This window comes from Citrobacter sp. KTE30 (genome assembly GCF_000398825.1).
GTDB lineage: Bacteria > Pseudomonadota > Gammaproteobacteria > Enterobacterales > Enterobacteriaceae > Citrobacter > Citrobacter freundii.
In genome coordinates, this window is record NZ_KB976055.1 from 1919148 (window position 1) to 1938703 (window position 19556).

General features: G+C 50.9%; 17 protein-coding genes and 1 other RNA gene. 9 read left to right on the top strand and 9 right to left on the bottom strand.

Features of this window, described 5'->3' with window-relative positions:
* Nucleotides 1–5: 5 nt before the first annotated feature.
* The 8 genes from WC1_RS13870 to ydiK form a co-directional block, all read right to left on the bottom strand.
* Nucleotides 6–1601 (bottom strand): acyl CoA:acetate/3-ketoacid CoA transferase, encoded by a 1596-nt coding sequence (locus WC1_RS13870; RefSeq protein WP_003836608.1) that lies wholly within the window; start codon nucleotides 1599–1601, stop codon nucleotides 6–8.
* Nucleotides 1602–1756: 155 nt separating this feature from the next.
* A complete protein-coding gene (aroD, locus tag WC1_RS13865; protein WP_003836605.1) occupies nucleotides 1757–2515 on the bottom strand; it encodes a type I 3-dehydroquinate dehydratase in 759 nt (252 codons plus the stop codon).
* 36 nt (nucleotides 2516–2551) lie between these two features.
* A complete protein-coding gene (ydiB, locus tag WC1_RS13860) occupies nucleotides 2552–3418 on the bottom strand; it encodes a quinate/shikimate dehydrogenase (protein ID WP_003836604.1) in 867 nt (288 codons plus the stop codon).
* Between the two features lie 21 nt (nucleotides 3419–3439).
* Complete coding sequence (locus WC1_RS13855) at nucleotides 3440–4675, bottom strand: MFS transporter (RefSeq protein WP_003836601.1); 1236 nt, start codon at nucleotides 4673–4675, stop codon at nucleotides 3440–3442.
* A gap of 241 nt (nucleotides 4676–4916) precedes the next feature.
* Complete coding sequence (locus WC1_RS13850; RefSeq protein WP_016150136.1) at nucleotides 4917–6137, bottom strand: MFS transporter; 1221 nt, start codon at nucleotides 6135–6137, stop codon at nucleotides 4917–4919.
* Nucleotides 6138–6185: 48 nt separating this feature from the next.
* Entirely contained in the window at nucleotides 6186–6542 is a 357-nt protein-coding gene (locus tag WC1_RS13845) for a YdiL family protein (protein WP_016150137.1), read from the bottom strand.
* A gap of 157 nt (nucleotides 6543–6699) precedes the next feature.
* An RNA gene (rprA, locus tag WC1_RS23600) (antisense sRNA RprA) lies at nucleotides 6700–6807 on the bottom strand.
* Between the two features lie 184 nt (nucleotides 6808–6991).
* Nucleotides 6992–8101 carry an AI-2E family transporter YdiK gene (gene ydiK / locus WC1_RS13840; RefSeq protein WP_003030544.1) on the bottom strand — a complete coding sequence of 370 codons (1110 nt, stop codon included), beginning with the start codon at nucleotides 8099–8101 and terminating at the stop codon, nucleotides 6992–6994.
* A 213-nt stretch (nucleotides 8102–8314) separates the two neighbouring features.
* On the opposite strand from ydiK, the gene WC1_RS13835 reads away from it, so the two are divergent.
* The 3 genes from WC1_RS13835 (at nucleotide 8315) to WC1_RS0122750 (ending at nucleotide 12044) form a co-directional block, all read left to right on the top strand.
* On the top strand, nucleotides 8315–11371 hold the full coding sequence (locus tag WC1_RS13835) for a D-2-hydroxyglutarate dehydrogenase YdiJ (protein WP_003836595.1): 3057 nt from the start codon (nucleotides 8315–8317) through the stop codon (nucleotides 11369–11371).
* Nucleotides 11368–11778 carry a 1,4-dihydroxy-2-naphthoyl-CoA hydrolase gene (menI, locus tag WC1_RS13830; protein WP_003030541.1) on the top strand — a complete coding sequence of 137 codons (411 nt, stop codon included), beginning with the start codon at nucleotides 11368–11370 and terminating at the stop codon, nucleotides 11776–11778. Before WC1_RS13835 ends, menI begins: the two co-directional genes overlap by 4 nt.
* Nucleotides 11779–11855: 77 nt before the next feature.
* Entirely contained in the window at nucleotides 11856–12044 is a 189-nt protein-coding gene (locus tag WC1_RS0122750; RefSeq protein ID WP_003030540.1) for a YdiH family protein, read from the top strand.
* 66 nt (nucleotides 12045–12110) lie between these two features.
* Here the strand turns inward: WC1_RS0122750 and WC1_RS13825 are convergent, their stop codons facing one another.
* Nucleotides 12111–12962 (bottom strand): Vmh family MBL fold metallo-hydrolase, encoded by an 852-nt coding sequence (locus WC1_RS13825; protein WP_016150139.1) that lies wholly within the window; start codon nucleotides 12960–12962, stop codon nucleotides 12111–12113.
* Between the two features lie 122 nt (nucleotides 12963–13084).
* Here WC1_RS13825 and WC1_RS13820 point away from each other — a divergent pair, with 122 nt between their 5' ends.
* The 6 genes from WC1_RS13820 to sufS all read left to right on the top strand — a co-directional run bounded on the left by WC1_RS13820 (nucleotide 13085) and on the right by sufS (nucleotide 19544).
* Nucleotides 13085–13963 carry a LysR family transcriptional regulator gene (locus WC1_RS13820; protein ID WP_016150140.1) on the top strand — a complete coding sequence of 293 codons (879 nt, stop codon included), beginning with the start codon at nucleotides 13085–13087 and terminating at the stop codon, nucleotides 13961–13963.
* Between the two features lie 490 nt (nucleotides 13964–14453).
* Nucleotides 14454–14822 carry a Fe-S cluster assembly scaffold SufA gene (gene sufA, locus WC1_RS13815; RefSeq protein WP_016150141.1) on the top strand — a complete coding sequence of 123 codons (369 nt, stop codon included), beginning with the start codon at nucleotides 14454–14456 and terminating at the stop codon, nucleotides 14820–14822.
* A gap of 8 nt (nucleotides 14823–14830) precedes the next feature.
* On the top strand, nucleotides 14831–16318 hold the full coding sequence (gene sufB, locus WC1_RS13810; protein WP_003836585.1) for a Fe-S cluster assembly protein SufB: 1488 nt from the start codon (nucleotides 14831–14833) through the stop codon (nucleotides 16316–16318).
* Nucleotides 16319–16334: 16 nt separating this feature from the next.
* Nucleotides 16335–17081, top strand: coding sequence for a Fe-S cluster assembly ATPase SufC (gene sufC / locus WC1_RS13805; RefSeq protein WP_003029383.1), 747 nt, complete (start codon nucleotides 16335–16337; stop codon nucleotides 17079–17081).
* Nucleotides 17056–18327 (top strand): Fe-S cluster assembly protein SufD, encoded by a 1272-nt coding sequence (gene sufD, locus WC1_RS13800; RefSeq protein WP_003836582.1) that lies wholly within the window; start codon nucleotides 17056–17058, stop codon nucleotides 18325–18327. The genes sufC and sufD overlap by 26 nt, the downstream gene beginning before the upstream one ends.
* Nucleotides 18324–19544: a cysteine desulfurase SufS gene (gene sufS / locus WC1_RS13795; protein WP_016150142.1), complete on the top strand. Its 1221-nt coding sequence runs from the start codon at nucleotides 18324–18326 to the stop codon at nucleotides 19542–19544. Before sufD ends, sufS begins: the two co-directional genes overlap by 4 nt.
* Nucleotides 19545–19556: the final 12 nt, after the last annotated feature.

Consider the following 19556-nt stretch of genomic DNA (forward strand, 5'->3'; position numbering starts at 1 on the left):
TCCTTTTAATTGGCTGCGTCGGGTAATACAAAGCCCATCGAGGCATCGATAAATAATCTTTCGTCCATCAATTTCAGGTCTGGGGAAATAATCGGTGTGAAATCCATTTTGTCCAGGATGTCTTCCTGTAAAGAGACTCCCGGTGCAATTTCGATTAAATGAAGACCATCTGCTTTTAACGTAAATACAGCGCGTTCAGTGATGTAACGCACATCAAGTCCACGTTCGAGGGCAATTTTTCCGCTGAAAGTCACTTCAGGTAATTCATTAACGAATTTTTTCACCCGACCTTCCTGCACGATATTTAACTTACCGTCCGCAACTTCCGTTTTCAGACTTCCGGCAGTTAACGTGCCGCAGAAAATAATTTTTTTGGAAGTGGCGCTAATATCGATAAAACCGCCGGTACCCATGATTTTGCCATTGAATTTGTGTACGCCGACGTTGCCGTGGCGATCCACTTCGGCAAAACTTAAATAGCACACATCCAGCCCGCCACCGTGATAGAAGTCAAACTGGGACGTCATATCCAGAATGGCGCGAGTGTTGACGTTGGCACCGAAAGCAATGCCTTGAGAGGTGATGCCGCCAATCGGACCCGTTTCGACTGTCAGAATAAAATCGTCAGCACAGCCTTCTTCGCGCGCGACGAGACCAATGCCATCGGCAATACCTACGCCAACGTTGCCGACCGCACCTTTGCGCATTTCAAACAGGGCGCGTCGGGCCACCAGTTTACGCTGATTGAGCGGCAGGGCAGTTTGTTGGCTGTCATCGAGCACAAAATCGCCAGAGATAAAGCGGTTAACCGGCGCACCACCGTACAGTTGCGTTTGGTCGGGGTCGATGACCACAATATCGACCAGATAGCCGGGAATACGTACCGACTTCGGATGCAAAGTGGCTTTCTTCACCATTTTTTGCACCTGCATCATAACGATGCCGCCGTTATTGTGTACGGCCTGGGCAATCACCAGCGCATCAAGATACATAACTTCATCTTCAAAGGTGGCATAGCCTTCGCTGTCACAGGTGGTGGCGCGAATAAAGGCGATGTTTGGCGCAATGGCTTTGTAATACAGGTACTCTTTGTTATCAATTTCCACCAATTTGATCAGATCTTCGGTGGTCACTTCATTCAGCTTACCGCCCTGTTGGCGAGGGTCAACAAATGTACCGATGCCGATATCACTGAGGATCCCAGGCTGGTGGGCTGCCGATGCACGCAGGGTTTGGGTTAATACGCCCTGAGGATAGTTATAGGCGGCAATTTTATTTTGTTCCGCCAGGTCGGAGATTCGTGGTGATTGTCCCCAGTGTCCGCATAATGCCCATTTGACTAAGCCTTCCTGTGCCAGCGGGCTAATTCCCCGGTCGGCACGGTCACCCAGACCTGTAGGGCTAATCAACGCTAGATTTCGTGGTGACTGAGAGTTTTTATATTTTTCAGCCAGCGCGTTAATTAATGTTGTTGCTTCGAGAATACCGCCACCTGCACCTAATACACAAAGAGTTGCTTCATCAGGAATATAATTAACTGCATCTGCTGCGGATAATACGGGTACCCGACCATCTATACGATTTGGTATTGAAAATTTCATGTGAACTCCAGATTATATGCGTGCGACTACCTGTCGCTATATTCGACAATAATATTGTGAGTTATTTAATAACGTTTAATCATCGGCCAGATATCCGTGGTTAGACGAATATCTGGGGTAGGGCATTACTGATATTAATATGGATATATCTGTAATTAAGCCTGATGCAATATTGTCAATACAGTACGCAGGTCGGTGACCGAAATTTGTCCTGGGGCGGAGGCTTTTTTTACTGCCCCAAAGGTTGCCGCTGAACCGAAAACTTCACCAGACAGACGTGAAATCACCCCTGTTTTAGCCATCGACATGGTGATTATCGGGCGATCGGCATAGCGTTCTTGCATTTCCAGCGTGGCGCTAAGCAGCGTCAGAACATCCGCTTTATTTTGCGGCATCAAGGCAATTTTGGGGATGTCTGCGCCTAGTTCCTGCATTTTACGCAGGCGCTGGACAATCTCTTCTGCAGCTGGTGTCTTATGAAAATCGTGATTGGACATAATCACAAAGACATTTTTCGCGTGCGCATGCTCGACGGTCGCTTTGACCAGTTCGTCTCCGGTAAACAGTTCCAGATCGATCATATCCACCAGACCGCTGTCTACCGCCGCGCGGTTAAGTGCAATATAGTTTTCGACAGACAGTGCCTGTTCACCGCCTTCTTTGGCGCTGCGGAAGGTGAAAAGTAGCGGTTTGTCCGCTATCACATCGCGGATGGCGCGAGCCGCTTCCAGCACGGCATCTGTGGAAGAGACATCGCCGAAATGGTCAACGCGCCATTCCAGAATGTCGAAATCCGCTTCGCGATAGGCCAGCGCTTCGCTTTTTACCGTTGCGATGTCTATACCCATCAGCGACACAATGATCTTCGGCGCACCATCGCCAATAACGAGATTTCTTACGGTTACGGTTTTCATTGATTACCCTTTAACTATTCTACAAATGCTTGCCCGTCAGGCGGCAAAACCCATAACCTGTTTCACATACTCCAGCGGGAAATCTTTCCCGGTCCAGAGCTTGAACTGTTCAGCCCCTTGCCATAACAACATGCCGTAACCATCAATTGTTTTGCAACCAGCACTTTGTGCCTGCTGCAATAATTTGGTCATATGCGGGTTGTAGACGCATTCGGTTACCAGCAGTTCCGGACGTAGCAGGGAAGCGTCGGTCACGAGAGATTCATTTTCCAGCGGCTTCATGCCGACTTTTGTTCCGTTGGTTAAAATATCCGCGCTGGCAAGTGCGTCAGCAAAAGCCTGACGATCGGCGAGATCGATAACAGTGACCACGCAGTCGGTGTTTTCATTGACGCGTTTGGCAAACTCCTGCGCTTTGGCAAAAAACTCATCCTGGCGGTTAAAGAGTTTAATTTCTTTGATGCCTTCAATCGCTGCCTGTGCACCAATGGCTGTCGACGCACCGCCTGCGCCCAACAGTACCATGGTTTTACCTTTGATATCGAAACCACTTTCCTTAATTGCACGAATATGACCCGTGCCATCGGTATTGTAACCACGCAGGTAACCATCATCATTGACGATAGTATTAATTGCACCGACCAGTTTGGCGGCAGGTGTTAATTCATCAACATATTCACATGCTAGCTGCTTGTTGGGCATTGAGACCCCTGTACCACGCATCTTTAAGGCCTTCAGCCCGGCAATTGCATTAGCAAACGTTGAGTTATCGACTTCAAATGCCATATAAGTGAATGGCAATCCCGCTTTTTCTAATGCCTTATTTTGCATTTCAGGCGACAGACTGTGTCTGATAGGGTAGGCCATCAATCCAATTAGTTCATATTTAGCAGTTACGTCCATTTGATACTCCTTCTAAACAATTTATTGAAAATAACGTTCGCCCAACCGCACATCATTTTTGGGGATATCAAATACGCGGTAGTAACGAATAAAGACGATGATGGCGGTGATGAAGGCCAGCAGAGCAAATGCAAAGTCCAGCAAAATGATGTACTGCAGACCAATGTTAGAGAGGTATCCGGTGATTAATGGGATAATAAAGTTGGCTACGCCACCCATCATCATATAAATACTGGTGACTTTGGCTTTGCTCTTGGGAAAGAATTCAGACATCACCGAGACACCGAGCTGTAAAATACCGCCAGCGGCAGAGAATCCAATGAGAAATGAACCGACGTTACACACCAGCGGAGAGGGATATAAGTAGATGACGGCTGCGGTGATGGTTGCCAGCCCGGCGTTAAACACATTTGCCCAAATAGGCCGAACCCATTTTTTTAACAGAGCGGCAAAAATAAATACGCAGACCAATGATCCCATACTGTAGTAAGAGATTGTCTTCAGTGCGTCAGATTCTGCCATGCCGGCAAAGGCCATCGCATATTTTGGCATCCAGACCACGATGACGTAAAAAGTCGAAAAGGCAGCAACACCAAACATGACGGATGCCACACCTTCCAGCCAGACCAACGGTTTACTGTTCATCTGTGGCAGATCTTTCGCGATGCCAGCATCCACCATCTGGCCAGGGAAGCGACTTCTTAGCAGCATCAAGGTAATGACGACAAACAACGCACCCGGGATAATGACCGCATAACCGTACCAGATATGGTTGAGCAGCATGGTGCTGACGACGATGGGGTAGATCATCTGCCCAAACGAGACCATAGCTTTCACCAGGATAACGGCTGAGCCAGAGGCTTTAGGGAAGCATTCCATTAACGCCGGGTACCCGCCGGTATCCAGTGCCGAGTTTGCCACGCCAACGCAAACGGCCAGAATAAAGGCAATCATCAGATTAGGGCTGGCGGGAATACCGAAGAAGAACAGTATATAAAGAATAGCGCCTAACAGAATGATAGCCCGACGACCAAATTTATCTGAGAGCACGCCAAAGAATAAGATACTCACCAGTCGCCCCAGACCAATGCCTGAAATCAAATAGGCAATTCCTGCATTGTCGGTGGAAAATTTTTCTGCAAGAGAGGTCATATTTTGCGCCAGTGTAATGACGCTAATGCCGTGTAGGAAATAACTTAAATAAATACAGATTATCGCCAAAAGAAATGGCGTATTAAAGGTCTTGCTTTGAGACATTTTCACAACTCCTTGCGGATTTTAAAATTGTTCTGTGCTCGTCGATATTGTTTAAATTGCGGCGACCTTGTAATTAATATACTGGGCGGCAGCCACAGAACCTACATAGCATGGCGTTTAAGTTACCAGGTATATTGCATAACACACTGTGAAATCGAACTCTGCCGGCCGGTGTTTTGCTGATGTTTTAAAACTGAAGTCAATTATTTTGCAGAAGAGGGGAACAATATTGCATCCACGCTTATTTTACGGCTTGTATCATCTTTAGCTGATGTTTTGACGTGATGTGGCTGCGATAACCAATAAACAACGCCAACAGGAATCCAACAGCGGCTATGCCAGTATCAAACCACATGATGTGAGCAATACTGGTTTCAGAGAGTTTTGCTGTTATCAATGGAATGGTGAAGGTCGCAATGCTGCCCGCGCTGTAGTAAATACCGGTCGCTTTGCCCTTCGCATGCGGAAAGCGTGCGGCCATCAGCGTTAAACCGATTTGCACAACGCCCCCTGCGGAAGAAAAACCGATGACAAACGCAAAGATAATGACAACGATAGGTGTCGGATGCAGACAAACCATCAGCAGTGCGGCAAATGAGATAAACGTATACAGCATCAGCATTGATGTCGCGCGTTCTGCTTTTCGCGCCAGCGGGGCGGTGATCAGCACGCACAGTAGAGAGCCGCAGGTATAAATGCTTAACAGTTTGATAGATAACGTATAGGGCATTCCGGCGACAAACTGTCCGTATTGCGCCAGCCACTGGCTTACCAGGTAAAATGTCGCCATTGCGATGTAGCCGTACAGGGTGTAACTGGCAAGGTCGAGCAGGGAGCAACGATGTTCAGGTTGTCCGGTTTCCCGTTCAGCCGGTTGAGCCCGGATGACGGTATGAGGCCCGGGATGTGGCGGAAACCGACAGCGAAATAAAAACACACCGTTGAGTATCATAACGGCTGCCGCCAGCAGGAAGGACCAGCCAAACCAAAGTTCGGCCCATACCAGCAGACTGATAATCATTGGCAGCAGGAACTGACCGCTGGAGACGAAGGCTTTTATCAAAATATTGGCCGTGCTGGGTGAGCGGGGGAATGCCTCCATCAGGCTGGGATAGGTTCCGGCATCGAGAAAACTGTTTGCCATTCCCGCTAAAAAACCAAAAGCATAGGCAAGAAAAATACTGTGAGTATTTATGATGCCAATAAAGAAAATCAGGTAGCAGGTCATACCAAGGATAATAAATGGTCTGCGACCATAGCGATCGGAAAGCATCCCTGCCACTAATAAAACGCTTAAGCGGCCGATACCGAGTGAGGAAATAACAATCGAGACGCCCGCGGTATTGGTTTGCCACTGTTGTTCCAGTGAAGACATATTGAGGCTCATCAGAATGACCCCCATGCCGTGCACCAGGTAATTTAGGTACAGCCCTATCGCAGTGGAGAAATAGGTGTTTTTCATAATGTGTTACTCAGCGAAGAGGCTAAATAGATATGGCGTTGCGATCTCTTAACACATACGCTCGAGATCGTGAGCATAGAGTTCAACAGCTGCCGACTGATAGATTTTCCAGTCGAGAAAACCATCGTGGTGATAAACCGCCTGAAAAGCGTTCAGATCGGGGAAAAAACGCATGGTGTTATTCCCAATGCGGTTATTTATTTTGTCGATAATTGCATTAATTCTTAACTTCCTCTTGGCTTTCATTTCTGAACAAATGCGGACAATGTCGTCTGGAATTTCTCTTTCACCCTTTTCCCATTGTTGCCAGGCGACAACATTGTCATCGTGCGCGATATACCTGGCGCTTTCTTCCACCGTCATAGCAAAAATATGGCGGATCGCCTGTAGCTCTAATGCGTTCATTATTTGGTCGCTTCATAAAAGACGGTGGAATAGTAATAACATTGCTGTGGATATTTCGGCTTGAAGAGAGTCACAGTATTTTGTGCAATATTATTTGGTCCTTGACGGGGAAGATAATGTGTTGGTGCGTTAAGGTTGGTGGAGTGGCGTGCGAAGGACAAAAAAAAGCCCATCGTGGGAGATGGGCAAAGACTACACACAGCAATTCGTTGTTTCACTCAGGGGATTTCCATGCTTATAAATCAATGTGTTGATCTAAAGCCATGGGCTAATAGTAGGCATACTGATTTTTTACGTCGATCAGATTCATCTCAATAGTTTAAAAACTGTAAAGAATTTGCGACACAAATGAGTATTGAAAGAGGGACGAAGTTGGTTCTAATCCCGTAAGAGGGAGTGATTGATTAGTATTGTTAAACAATCAGGCGGCGTTGCCGCCTGATGTTGGATTACTTATTGCGTTCGATTTCAGCAATTTCTTCGAGGATTTCATCCGGATTGGTACCTGGTGCAGGGGCTTCGTTTACCCAGGCGGAGAACAGACGCCAGGAAACGGCCAGTACTACTGGACCGATAAACAGACCAATCATGCCGAAGGCAATCAATCCGCCGATGACTCCGGAGAGAATCAGGAGCAGTGGCAAATCGGCACCCATGCGAATCAGCATCGGTCGAATCACGTTATCCAGTGTTCCGACCACGCCGCTCCACACCAGCAGCACGGTGCCCCAGGTTGAATCCCCCGTCCAGTATAGCCAGATAATGGCCGGAATCAGTACCGGTAGCGGCCCCAGTTGCACCAGACATGACAGGATCATCAATACCGCCAGCAGTGTGGCATACGGCACACCGGTTACCGCCAGACCAATACCCCCGAGCACTGCCTGTACCAGAGCGGTGACCACAACGCCTAATGCGACGGCGCGAATGGCTTGTGCTGCCAGCAGAATGGCAGCATCTCCACGTTTTGAGGCAAGACGGCAGGCGAAGTGACGAATACCTAATGCGACTTGTTCACCGCGCCAGTACAACAGGGCACTGAACAGCAGCATCAGGCCACAGTGCATCATAAAGCGGCCGATATGCGCGGCCTGACCGACGAACCAGGTGGTGGTGGTGCCGATATAAGGACGAACCTTGGCCATAATCGCCGAACCGCCCATATCCAGTAAGCTGTGCCATGCGCCATACATTTTGGCACCCACCAGTGGAATGCTGTTCAACCATGCCAGATCCGGTAGTGTCATATCACCTGCGGTTACGGCATGGATCAGCGGCCCACTGCCATCGACGATGCTGTTAACCAGCAGCGCGATGGGGATGATGAACAACAGCACCAGCAACAGCGTCATCACCAGTACGGCAAGTGAACGGCGTCCCCAGAGCAATTTTTGTAAGCGTAGCAGGATAGGCCAGGTTGCAATGACAATCGTGCCTGCCCAGGCAAAACCGAGGATAAAGGGCTGAACAATCCAGAGACAGGCCACAATCAGGATGGCTAAAAACAGCACCGATAGCAGCACTTGTGCAATATCCCTGGGCTGACGGAAATTTACCATAAATACTTTTCACCTTTGTCTTTGCGCCAGAACGTTGACGCGACGTGAATACTTAAATCACACCCTGTAATGATGAGCAATTTCAGCGGTTTTGAACAGGCGGATTCTGCCTGTAAATCTGCTGAGCGTATTAGAAAAAAATGTGATACAACAAACAAAGCAACACGCAAACGATTAAATTCACAACACAGACCGCAGGAAAGGGTCACTATAATGATTCCACAAATTTCTCAGGCACCAGGTGTCGTTCAACTGGTGCTCAACTTTTTGCAGGCGCTGGAGCAGCAAGGATTTACGGGCGATACGGCAACGAGCTATGCCGATCGTCTGACAATGTCGACGGATAACAGTATTTATCAGCTGCTACCTGATGCTGTCGTTTTCCCTCGTTCAACCGCAGATGTGGCGCTAATCGCCCGTCTGGCGGCAGAACCGCTTTTCTCGTCGTTGATTTTTACCCCGCGCGGCGGCGGCACCGGGACCAACGGTCAGGCGCTGAACCAGGGCATTATTGTTGATATGTCCCGCTATATGAGCCGCATTATTGAAATCAACCCGCAAGAAGGTTGGGTGCGGGTAGAAGCCGGGGTGATAAAAGATCAGCTCAACCAGTTTCTGAAGCCTTACGGCTATTTCTTTGCCCCGGAATTATCCACCAGTAACCGGGCAACGCTCGGCGGGATGATCAACACCGATGCGTCCGGGCAAGGATCGTTGGTTTACGGTAAAACTTCCGATCATGTGTTGGGCATCCGTGCGGTGCTGATGGGCGGCGATATTCTTGATACTCAGCCAATGCCGATCGAGCTTGCCGAAATGCTGGGGAAAAGCAATACCACCATTGGCCGCATCTATAAGACCGTTTATGAACGTTGTCGTGATAACCGACAGCTGATCATGGATAAATTCCCGAAACTTAATCGCTTCCTGACCGGGTACGATCTACGGCACGTCTTTAACGATGAGATGACCGAATTTGATTTAACCCGCATTCTCACCGGCTCTGAAGGTACGCTGGCGTTTATCACCGAAGCCCGTCTGGATATCACGCCGCTGCCAAAAGTCAGACAACTGGTTAACGTCAAGTACGACTCTTTCGACTCGGCGTTGCGTAATGCGCCGGTGATGGTGGAAGCACGCGCATTGTCGGTAGAAACTGTTGACTCCAAAGTACTCAATCTGGCGCGGGAAGATATCGTCTGGCACTCGGTAAGTGAATTGATTACCGATGTACCTGATAAAGAGATGCTGGGTCTGAACATTGTAGAGTTTGCCGGTGACGACGAAGTATTGATTAATTCGCAGGTCAGCGCACTGTGTGAACGTCTGGATGGCTTAATCGCTCGTCAGGAAGCGGGTGTCATTGGCTGGCAGCTGTGTACCGAACTGGCGGGAGTCGAACGAATTTACGCCATGCGCAAAAAGGCAGTCGGTCTGCTGGGCAATGCAAAAGGTTCCGCGAAGCCAATTCCGTTCGCCGAGGATACCTGCGTTCCGCCGGAGCATCTGGCGGACTATATTGCCGAGTTCCGCGCGCTACTCGACAGCCACGCCCTGAGTTACGGCATGTTTGGTCACGTAGACGCAGGCGTGCTGCATGTCAGACCGGCGTTGGATATGTGTGACCCGCAGCAGGAAGTGCTGATGAAACGCATTTCTGATGATGTTGTGGCGCTGACGGCGAAATATGGCGGTTTGCTGTGGGGCGAGCATGGGAAAGGTTTTCGTGCAGAATATAGCCCGGCGTTCTTCGGCGAGGAGCTGTATCGCGAACTGCGCAAAGTGAAATCGGTGTTTGATCCGCAAAACCGGCTGAATCCTGGGAAAATCTGTCCACCGGAAGACGTAGATGCGCCGATGATGAAAGTGGACGCGGTGAAACGCGGAACGTATGACCGTCAGATCCCTCTGGCCGTACGCCAGGAGTGGCGCGGGGCAATGGAGTGTAACGGCAACGGGTTATGCTTTAACTTCGATGCGAAAAGCCCTATGTGTCCGTCGATGAAAATCAGCCTCAACCGTATTCATTCGCCAAAAGGGCGAGCCACGTTAGTGCGTGAATGGCTGCGTTTGTTAGCGGATCGCGGGATTGACCCAATACAGCTGGAAAAAGAGCTACCGGAAAAACGCGCCAGTTTACGTTCGCTGATTGCCCGTACCCGCAACAGCTGGCATGCGCGCAAGGGTGAATACGATTTCTCACACGAAGTAAAAGAGGCGATGTCAGGTTGCCTGGCGTGTAAAGCCTGTTCCACCCAGTGTCCAATTAAAATTGATGTACCGGAGTTCCGTTCGCGCTTCCTCCAGCTGTACCACACGCGTTATCTGCGCCCGTTGCGCGATCACATGGTGGCGACCGTTGAGAGCTATGCGCCGTTAATGGCACGAGCGCCCAAAACGTTTAACTTCTTCATCAACCAGCCGCTGGTGCGAAACCTGGCTAAAAAGCACATTGGAATGGTTGATTTACCTCTGTTGTCTGCACCGTCGCTGCAACGCCAACTGGTGGGGCATCGCTCCGCCAATATGACGTTGGAACAGCTCGAATTACTCAGCCTTGAGCAAAAAGCCCGTACGGTGCTGGTGGTGCAGGACCCTTTCACCAGCTATTACGATGCGCAGGTGGTTGCTGACTTTATACGTCTGGTAGAGAAGCTGGGCATGCAGCCGGTACTGCTGCCGTTTTCGCCAAACGGCAAGGCGCAGCACATTAAAGGCTTCTTAAACCGTTTTGCCAAAACGGCGAAAAAGACATCCGAGTTTCTTAACCGGGTAGCGAAGCTGAATATTCCGATGGTGGGTGTTGATCCGGCGCTGGTGCTTTGTTATCGCGATGAATACAAGATGGTGCTGGGTGAACAACGGGGGGATTTCCATGTGTTGCTAGCCAACGAATGGTTATCGAAAGCTGTGGAAGCACAGCAGCCAGTCGCTGTTGGCGGTGAACCGTGGTATTTCTTTGGTCACTGTACCGAAGTGACGGCCTTGCCGGGCGCGCCTGCACAGTGGGCGGCTATTTTTGCTCGCTTTGGCGCAAAGCTGGAGAACGTCAGCGTGGGATGCTGTGGTATGGCTGGCACCTACGGCCACGAAGTGAAGAATCACCAAAACTCATTGGGGATCTATGAGTTATCATGGCACCAGGCAATGCAACGATTGCCACGTAACCGTTGTCTGGCTACCGGGTACTCCTGTCGCAGTCAGGTTAAACGCGTTGAAGGTACGGGCGTTCGCCACCCATTACAGGCACTGCTGGAGATTATAGGATGATCTGGAAACGTGAAGTCACACTCGAGGCGCTCAATGCCATGGGTGAAGGAAATATGGTTGGGCTGCTCGATATTCGTTTTGTGCACATTGGTGACGATACGCTGGAAGCTACAATGCCGGTGGACCATCGCACCAAACAACCCTTTGGGTTGCTGCACGGCGGCGCATCCGTGGTGCTGGCGGAAAGTATTGGTTCAGTAGCGGGATACCTGTGTACTCAGGGTGAGCAGAAAGTGGTGGGCCTGGAGATCAACGCCAACCATATCCGTTCTGCGCGGGAAGGGCACGTCAGGGGCGTATGTCGCGCGTTACATACCGGCTCTCGTCACCAGGTTTGGCAAATAGAGATCTTCGATGAGCAGGGACGATTGTGCTGTACTTCGCGTCTGACGACCGCAATTTTGTGATGCATATTGCTTTTGGTCATTATCTGCACAGGGAATGGTGCTATACTGTGCAGGTTTTGAACACAAGCGAGGATGATATGTCTACCCAATTAGACCCTGCCCAACTGGCAATAGAATTTTTACGTCGTGATAAAACCGATCTTTCACCGGCTCAGTACCTGAAAAGGCTAAAACAGCTTGAGCTGGAGTTTGCAGATCTGTTGGCGCTCTCTTCAACTGAACTGAAAGAAGAGATCTATTTTGCCTGGCGCATGGGCGTTCATTGATTCCGGTATGCTTATCGTAACGAAACCCCGACACGTGTTCGGGGTTATTTTGGCCTTAAATCTTCATTACCACTTCATCTCACCACTGTTAACCTTCGCACTTAGTTCCAGCGAGCTTGCGTCTGCCAGACCTGGCCATGCTGCCGTCATGGTTTTAATCACATAATCCGATCCTTTCTTCGCCCCTAACGCCTGCTCAAACGACTGCAAATAGTCCTGGGTGAAGCGAATAGCTTTATCGCCGGTTGGGCGTTCGCCAATGTAATGACCCGGGACCACTTGAGTGGGCTGTAAGCTCTGCATTTCGCTCAGTACGTTACGCCATGTACTACGCTGTTCTTCAGATTGTGTATCCGCCGTCCAGACGTGAATACCTGAAGCCACGCCTGTGCCGCCAATAATGGCCCGATTCGCCGGGATCCAGATATACGCTGCATAATCGTTGGAGTGACGCAGTTCCAGCGGTTCACCATCAACCGTGAACTGCGTTTGCGTCGTCGCCTGCGGAACGGTGAGCGATGTTGGCGCGCCGTCCTTCATTTGCGGGCCCCAGAATTGCAGTTTGGCCTCTTTGGTGGCGCGGATATGGTCTACCACCTGCGGTGTTGCCAGAACTTTTACCTGTGGGAAAGCGTTGACGATAGGTTGCAGACCGAAATAGAAATCCGGATCGCCGGAAGTGATCACGATAGCCTTCAGCGTTTTACCGCTGGCGCGAATCATCTGCACCAGCTGTTCGCCATCTTTGGTGCTGAACTGGGCGTCAAACAAAATCGCCTCTTTGGGGCCAGACACCAGCGTCGAAGAGACCGGGAAAATACCCTTCTCCTGCGGATTATAGACGTTCAGCTGTAGCGGTGCGGCGAAAGCTGAAGACGCAAACAGAGGTAACAGCAGGGCCAGAGATTTAACTTTCATACCAGGTAACCTTATGCAGGGAATTGACTTTTGATAGTTCCCGTATTTTAAGCATATTCGTATCTGTTAGAATTCCCTCATTAGGACATGCTGAGTTTCATAAAACGATCGGATGGGATGCAATGGACAGAGTGATGGCGGCAATGGTATTTAATCATATCTGTGATTTGGGCAGTCTGAGCGCCGCTGCACGTGCATTGGGGCTTTCCCGCCCGATGGTCAGTCGTTACCTCGACGAGATGGAGAAATGGGCAGGCGCAAGGCTTATTCATCGCTCATCGCGTCGCTTAACGATCACGCCAGCGGGTGAAGAGGCATTACTGAAAACGCGTTCTCTGGCGCAACTTTCGCTGGATATTGGTGCCGCCAGTGGCGCGCAAATTCCCTCAGGCACGCTACGTGTGGCCTGCGCCCATTTTACCGCCATGCATATTCTTGCTCCGGTTCTGCCGGCGTTTATGGAGCAATATCCGCAATTACGTATTGAGGTGGAGATCAATAATCAACCGGTAAGCCTTGTGGGGGAACGCATCGATGTGGCGATCCGCATAACGGATAATCCCGAGCCAGGAACCATCGCCCGTCGGTTGGGCGACTGTAAATCGGTACTTTGCGCGTCCGCAGATTATCTGCATCAACATGGCACGCCTGAGACAGTCGACGATCTCACTCGGCACAATTGCCTGTACTACAGCGGTTTTGCCGGACAATCCTGGCACTTTTTGGATGCCCAGGGGCAGTCTGTCTCCGTTGCAATCAAAGGGAATTTGAGTGCAGGGATCTCTTCGCTGCTCTGCGAGTCGGCGGTGGCAGGAATGGGAATCGCGTTGGTGCCAGAACTGGAAGCGCAGGAGGGGCTGGCGCAGGGAGCGTTAATTCGATTACTGCCAGAACTTCAACCTAAATGCTTACCAATTTATGGCTTATACCTTTCTCGGGAGCATCAGCCTGCGGGGCTACGTTTGCTGCTGGATGCGCTTAGTGGGGCGGCGCAATGCTAAAAAGGTAGCTAAACGTGCTCACAAAATAGTCAAACCGCAAGTTGTGTTAAAAAAAACTTAACGGTGTATGAGATTATTCTTATCGCCCCTTCAAGAGCTAAGCCATCGTGAGTGCCGGAGATAAGCGCCGGATGGGGCCGGAACCCTTAAGCCTGCCAGCAAGCAGACTTAAGGGTTTTTTGTCATTAGCATATTATTTGAATAGTTGTTTTCCCTGTTTTTATCCCTACCTATCCCTTAAATAGACATTATCTATACATCTTTTAATCTTTGACCTGCCTGAACGATTAGATTTCTATAATCCATTATTAATCAATGCATTGAACAAATAATTCCATTCCTGTAAACCCTCGCTGCAGGGTCTATGCTTAGTAAAAGTAGTCAAAAAGGGCGGTTAACCCGAATGCCCCTGCTGTTGAGGGGTTGAAGTGATAATCATTATCACTAACATGTTGTTATAGCTTAAAAGCTAGTGACTCGAGGTAACCCTATGGAATTGCATTCAGGAACATTTAACCCGGACGATTTTGCCTGGCGTGGACTGACGTTAACACCTGCGGCTGCGGCGCATATCCGTGAACTGGTGGTAAAGCAACCCGACATGTTGGGCGTACGCCTGGGCGTGAAGCAAACGGGATGCGCGGGATTTGGCTACGTGCTGGATACCGTGCGCGAGGCCCAAAAAGACGATCTCCTGTTTGAAACGGATGGCGCCAGACTGTATGTGCCTTTACAGGCGATGCCGTTCATCGACGGCACAGAAGTCGATTTCGTTCGCGAAGGATTAAATCAGTTATTTAAATTTCATAACCCGAAAGCCCAGAACGAATGCGGCTGTGGCGAAAGTTTTGGGGTATAGGCGGTACTATGTCTCGTAATACTGAAGCAACTGACGATGTCAACACCTGGGCTGGCGGGCACCTTAATTACAAAGAGGGCTTCTTCACCCAACTGCAAACCGATGAGTTGGCGAAAGGGATCAACGAAGAGGTCGTGCGCGCGATTTCGGCAAAACGTAATGAACCCGACTGGATGCTGGAATTCCGCCTGAATGCCTTTCGGGCATGGCTGACCATGGAAGAGCCGCACTGGCTAAAAGCGCACTACGACAAGCTGAATTATCAGGAGTACAGCTATTATTCCGCACCGTCCTGCGGTAACTGCGATGAAACCTGCGCATCTGAGCCGGGAGCCGTGCAGCAAACAGGGGCGAATGCGTTTTTAAGCAAAGAGGTTGAGGATGCCTTTGAACAGCTTGGCGTACCGGTCCGTGAAGGCAAAGAGGTGGCGGTTGATGCTATTTTTGACTCGGTATCGGTGGCGACCACCTATCGCGACAAACTGGCGGAACAGGGCATTATTTTCTGTTCGTTCGGTGAGGCGATTCACGATCATCCTGAGCTGGTAAAACAATATCTGGGCACCGTGGTTCCAGGTAATGACAACTTCTTTGCCGCGCTGAATGCAGCGGTGGCATCTGACGGTACGTTTATTTATGTACCGAAAGGCGTGCGTTGCCCCATGGAACTGTCGACCTATTTCCGTATCAATGCGGAAAAAACCGGGCAGTTTGAACGCACTATTCTGGTCGCGGATGAGGGCAGCTACGTCAGCTATATCGAAGGCTGTTCGGCTCCGGTGCGCGACAGCTACCAGCTGCATGCCGCGGTGGTAGAAGTCATCATCCACAAAGATGCCGAAGTGAAATACTCGACGGTGCAAAACTGGTTCCCCGGGGATGGTAACACCGGCGGCATTTTGAACTTCGTCACCAAGCGCGCTCTGTGCGAAGGTGAAAACAGCAAAATGTCGTGGACGCAGTCGGAAACCGGCTCGGCCATTACCTGGAAATACCCAAGCTGCATTTTGCGTGGCGACAACTCTATCGGCGAATTCTACTCCGTGGCCCTGACAAGTGGTCATCAGCAGGCCGATACAGGCACCAAGATGATCCACATCGGTAAAAACACCAAATCGACCATTATCTCGAAAGGGATCTCCGCCGGACACAGCCAGAACAGCTATCGCGGTTTAGTGAAAATCATGCCGACCGCCACCAACGCCCGCAACTATACCCAATGTGACTCGATGCTGATCGGGGCGGATTGCGGAGCGCACACATTCCCATATGTGGAGTGTCGTAACAACAGCGCCCAGCTCGAGCACGAAGCCACGACGTCGCGCATTGGCGAAGATCAGCTGTTTTACTGCCTGCAGCGCGGTATCAGCGAAGAGGATGCCATTTCGATGATCGTGAATGGTTTCTGTAAAGACGTGTTCTCTGAACTGCCGCTGGAATTTGCCGTGGAAGCGCAAAAACTTCTCGCCATAAGTCTTGAACACAGCGTCGGTTAAAATTTAAGGAAAGCACATGTTAAGCATCAAAGATTTACAGGTCAGTGTGGAAGATAAGGCGATCCTGCGTGGGCTGAGTCTTGAAATTCGCCCCGGAGAAGTGCACGCCATTATGGGGCCAAATGGTTCCGGGAAAAGTACGCTTTCCGCCACCCTGGCCGGACGTGATGACTATGAAGTCACCGGCGGGACGGTAGAATTCAACGGTAAGGATTTACTGGAACTGTCACCGGAAGACCGGGCCGGTGAAGGGATCTTCATGGCATTCCAGTATCCGGTGGAAATCCCCGGCGTCAGTAATCAGTTTTTCCTGCAAACGGCACTGAATGCGGTACGCACCTACCGTGGCGAAGAGTCACTGGACAGGTTTGACTTCCAGGATCTGATGGAAGAAAAAATTGCGTTGCTGAAGATGCCGGAAGATTTGCTCACGCGTTCGGTCAACGTTGGTTTCTCCGGCGGTGAGAAAAAGCGTAATGACATTTTGCAAATGGCGGTGCTGGAGCCTCAGTTGTGCATTCTGGATGAGTCGGACTCCGGGCTGGATATCGATGCGCTGAAAATCGTCGCAGACGGCGTGAACTCACTACGCGACGGGCAACGTTCATTCATTATCGTCACCCATTATCAACGCATCCTGGACTATATCAAACCCGATTATGTTCACGTTCTCTACCAGGGGCGAATAGTGAAGTCCGGTGATTTTACGCTGGTCAAACAACTTGAGGAGCAAGGTTATGGCTGGCTTAGCGAACAGCAGTAACGTGCTGCAACAGTGGCACCATCTGTTTGAAACGCAAGGTGAGACGCGCTCGCAACATGCCCAGCAGCATCTGCAGCAGATGCTGCGTCTGGGGCTGCCAACGCGTAAGCATGAGGACTGGAAATACACGCCGCTGGAGGGGTTAACCAATAGCCAGTTTGTCAGTCATGTCACTGAGATAACGTCAGCCCAGTGTGAAGCGTTAGCGCCGGCAATTGATGCCATACGACTGGTATTTGTCGACGGGCAATTCTCTCCAACGCTGAGCGACAGAGCGGAAGGTAGTGGTTTTGACATTACCATTGACGATGCGCGCCAGATGCTGCCAGCGGCTATCCAACCGGAAGTGTTTCTGCACCTGACCGAAAGCCTGTCGCGTAGCGTCACTCACATTCAGGTGAAGCGTAACCAGCGCCCAGCGAAACCGCTGCTGCTGCTGCACATTACCCAGGGGCTGGCGGGCGATGAGGTGAACACGGCGCACTATCGCCACCATCTGGAGCTGGCGGAAGGCGCAGAAGCCACCGTTATTGAACACTATGTCAGCCTCAGCGAGCTTCGCCATTTCACCGGCGCACGTTTAACCATGAATGTCGCGGCGAATGCGCACTTGCGCCACATCAAACTGGCGTTTGAGAACCCACAGAGCCACCATTTCGCGCACAATGACATTCAATTGGGGGCGGATGCCACGGCCGCCAGCCACAGTTTTTTACTCGGTGATGCGGTGCTGCGTCATAACACCAGCACCCAGCTTAACGGCGAAAACACCACGCTTCGGCTCAACAGCCTGGCAATGCCGGTGAAAAATGAAGTCTGCGACACCCGCACCTGGCTTGAGCATAACAAAGGATATTGCAACAGCCGCCAGCTGCATAAAACGATCGTCAGCGATAAGGGGCGGGCGGTATTCAATGGCCTGATCAACGTCGCTCAGCACGCTATTAAAACTGATGGCCAGATGACCAACAATAATTTGCTGCTCGGTAAACTGGCGGAAGTGGATACCAAGCCGCAGCTTGAAATCTATGCCGACGACGTGAAATGCAGTCACGGGGCGACGGTAGGGCGGATCGACGACGAGCAGATGTTCTATTTGCGTTCGCGCGGGATCGGCCAGCAAGATGCCCAACAAATGATTCTCTATGCGTTTGCCGCTGAGCTAACGGAAGCCCTGGGCGAGGAAACGCTGAAACAACAGGTACTGGCACGGATCGCCCAACGCTTGCCGGGAGGCGTAGCATGACATTTCCCATTGAAAAAGTGCGGGCCGATTTTCCGGTTCTGACGCGTGAAGTGAATGGTTTACCGTTGGCGTATCTGGACAGCGCCGCGAGCGCGCAAAAGCCGAACCAGGTGATTGATGCCGAAGCCGAGTTCTACCGTCACGGCTATGCGGCGGTCCACCGCGGTATCCATACGCTGAGCGCTCAGGCTACGGAAAAAATGGAGAATGTGCGCAAGCTCGCTTCGCTATTTATTAACGCCCGCACCGCCGAAGAGATGGTGTTTGTTCGCGGTACGACGGAGGGCATCAACCTGGTGGCGAACAGCTGGGGCAGCAGCAATGTGCGGGCGGGCGATAACATTATCATCAGCGAAATGGAGCACCATGCCAATATTGTGCCCTGGCAGATGCTGTGTGCCCGCGTAGGTGCAGAACTGCGCGTTATCCCGCTCAATGACGATGGTACGTTGCAGCTGGAAACGCTGCCGACGCTGTTTGACGATCGCACGAAGCTGCTGGCGATTACCCACGTATCTAACGTGCTGGGCACGGAAAACCCGTTGGGTGAGATGATCGCGCTGGCGCATCAATACGGCGCGAAAGTGCTGGTAGATGGTGCGCAGGCGGTGATGCATCATCAGGTGGATGTGCAGGCGCTGGATTGCGATTTTTATGTTTTCTCCGGGCATAAACTTTACGGTCCAACCGGTATTGGCGTTCTGTATGCCAGAGAGTCGCTGCTGCAGGAGATGCCGCCGTGGGAAGGCGGTGGTTCAATGATTGCGACGGTGAGTTTGAGTCAGGGAACGACGTGGGCCAAAGCGCCCTGGCGGTTTGAAGCCGGAACGCCAAACACCGGGGGCATTATCGGACTCGGCGCGGCTATTGAATATGTTTCAGCGCTGGGGCTGACTGAAATCAGCGAATATGAACAGTTCATGATGCGCTATGCGTTGGAACAGCTGGCGGATGTGCCAGATTTAACAATCTACGGACCGGAAAACCGTCTGGGTGTGATTGCGTTTAACCTCGGCAAGCATCACGCCTATGACGTCGGGAGTTTTCTTGATAACTATGGCATCGCCGTGCGGACGGGGCATCACTGCGCAATGCCGCTGATGGCCTATTATAACGTTCCCGCGATGTGCCGGGCGTCGATTGCAATGTATAACACCCATGAAGAAGTGGATCGCCTGGTAACGGGCCTCAAGCGTATTCACCATTTACTGGGCTAACAGGGAGGCGTT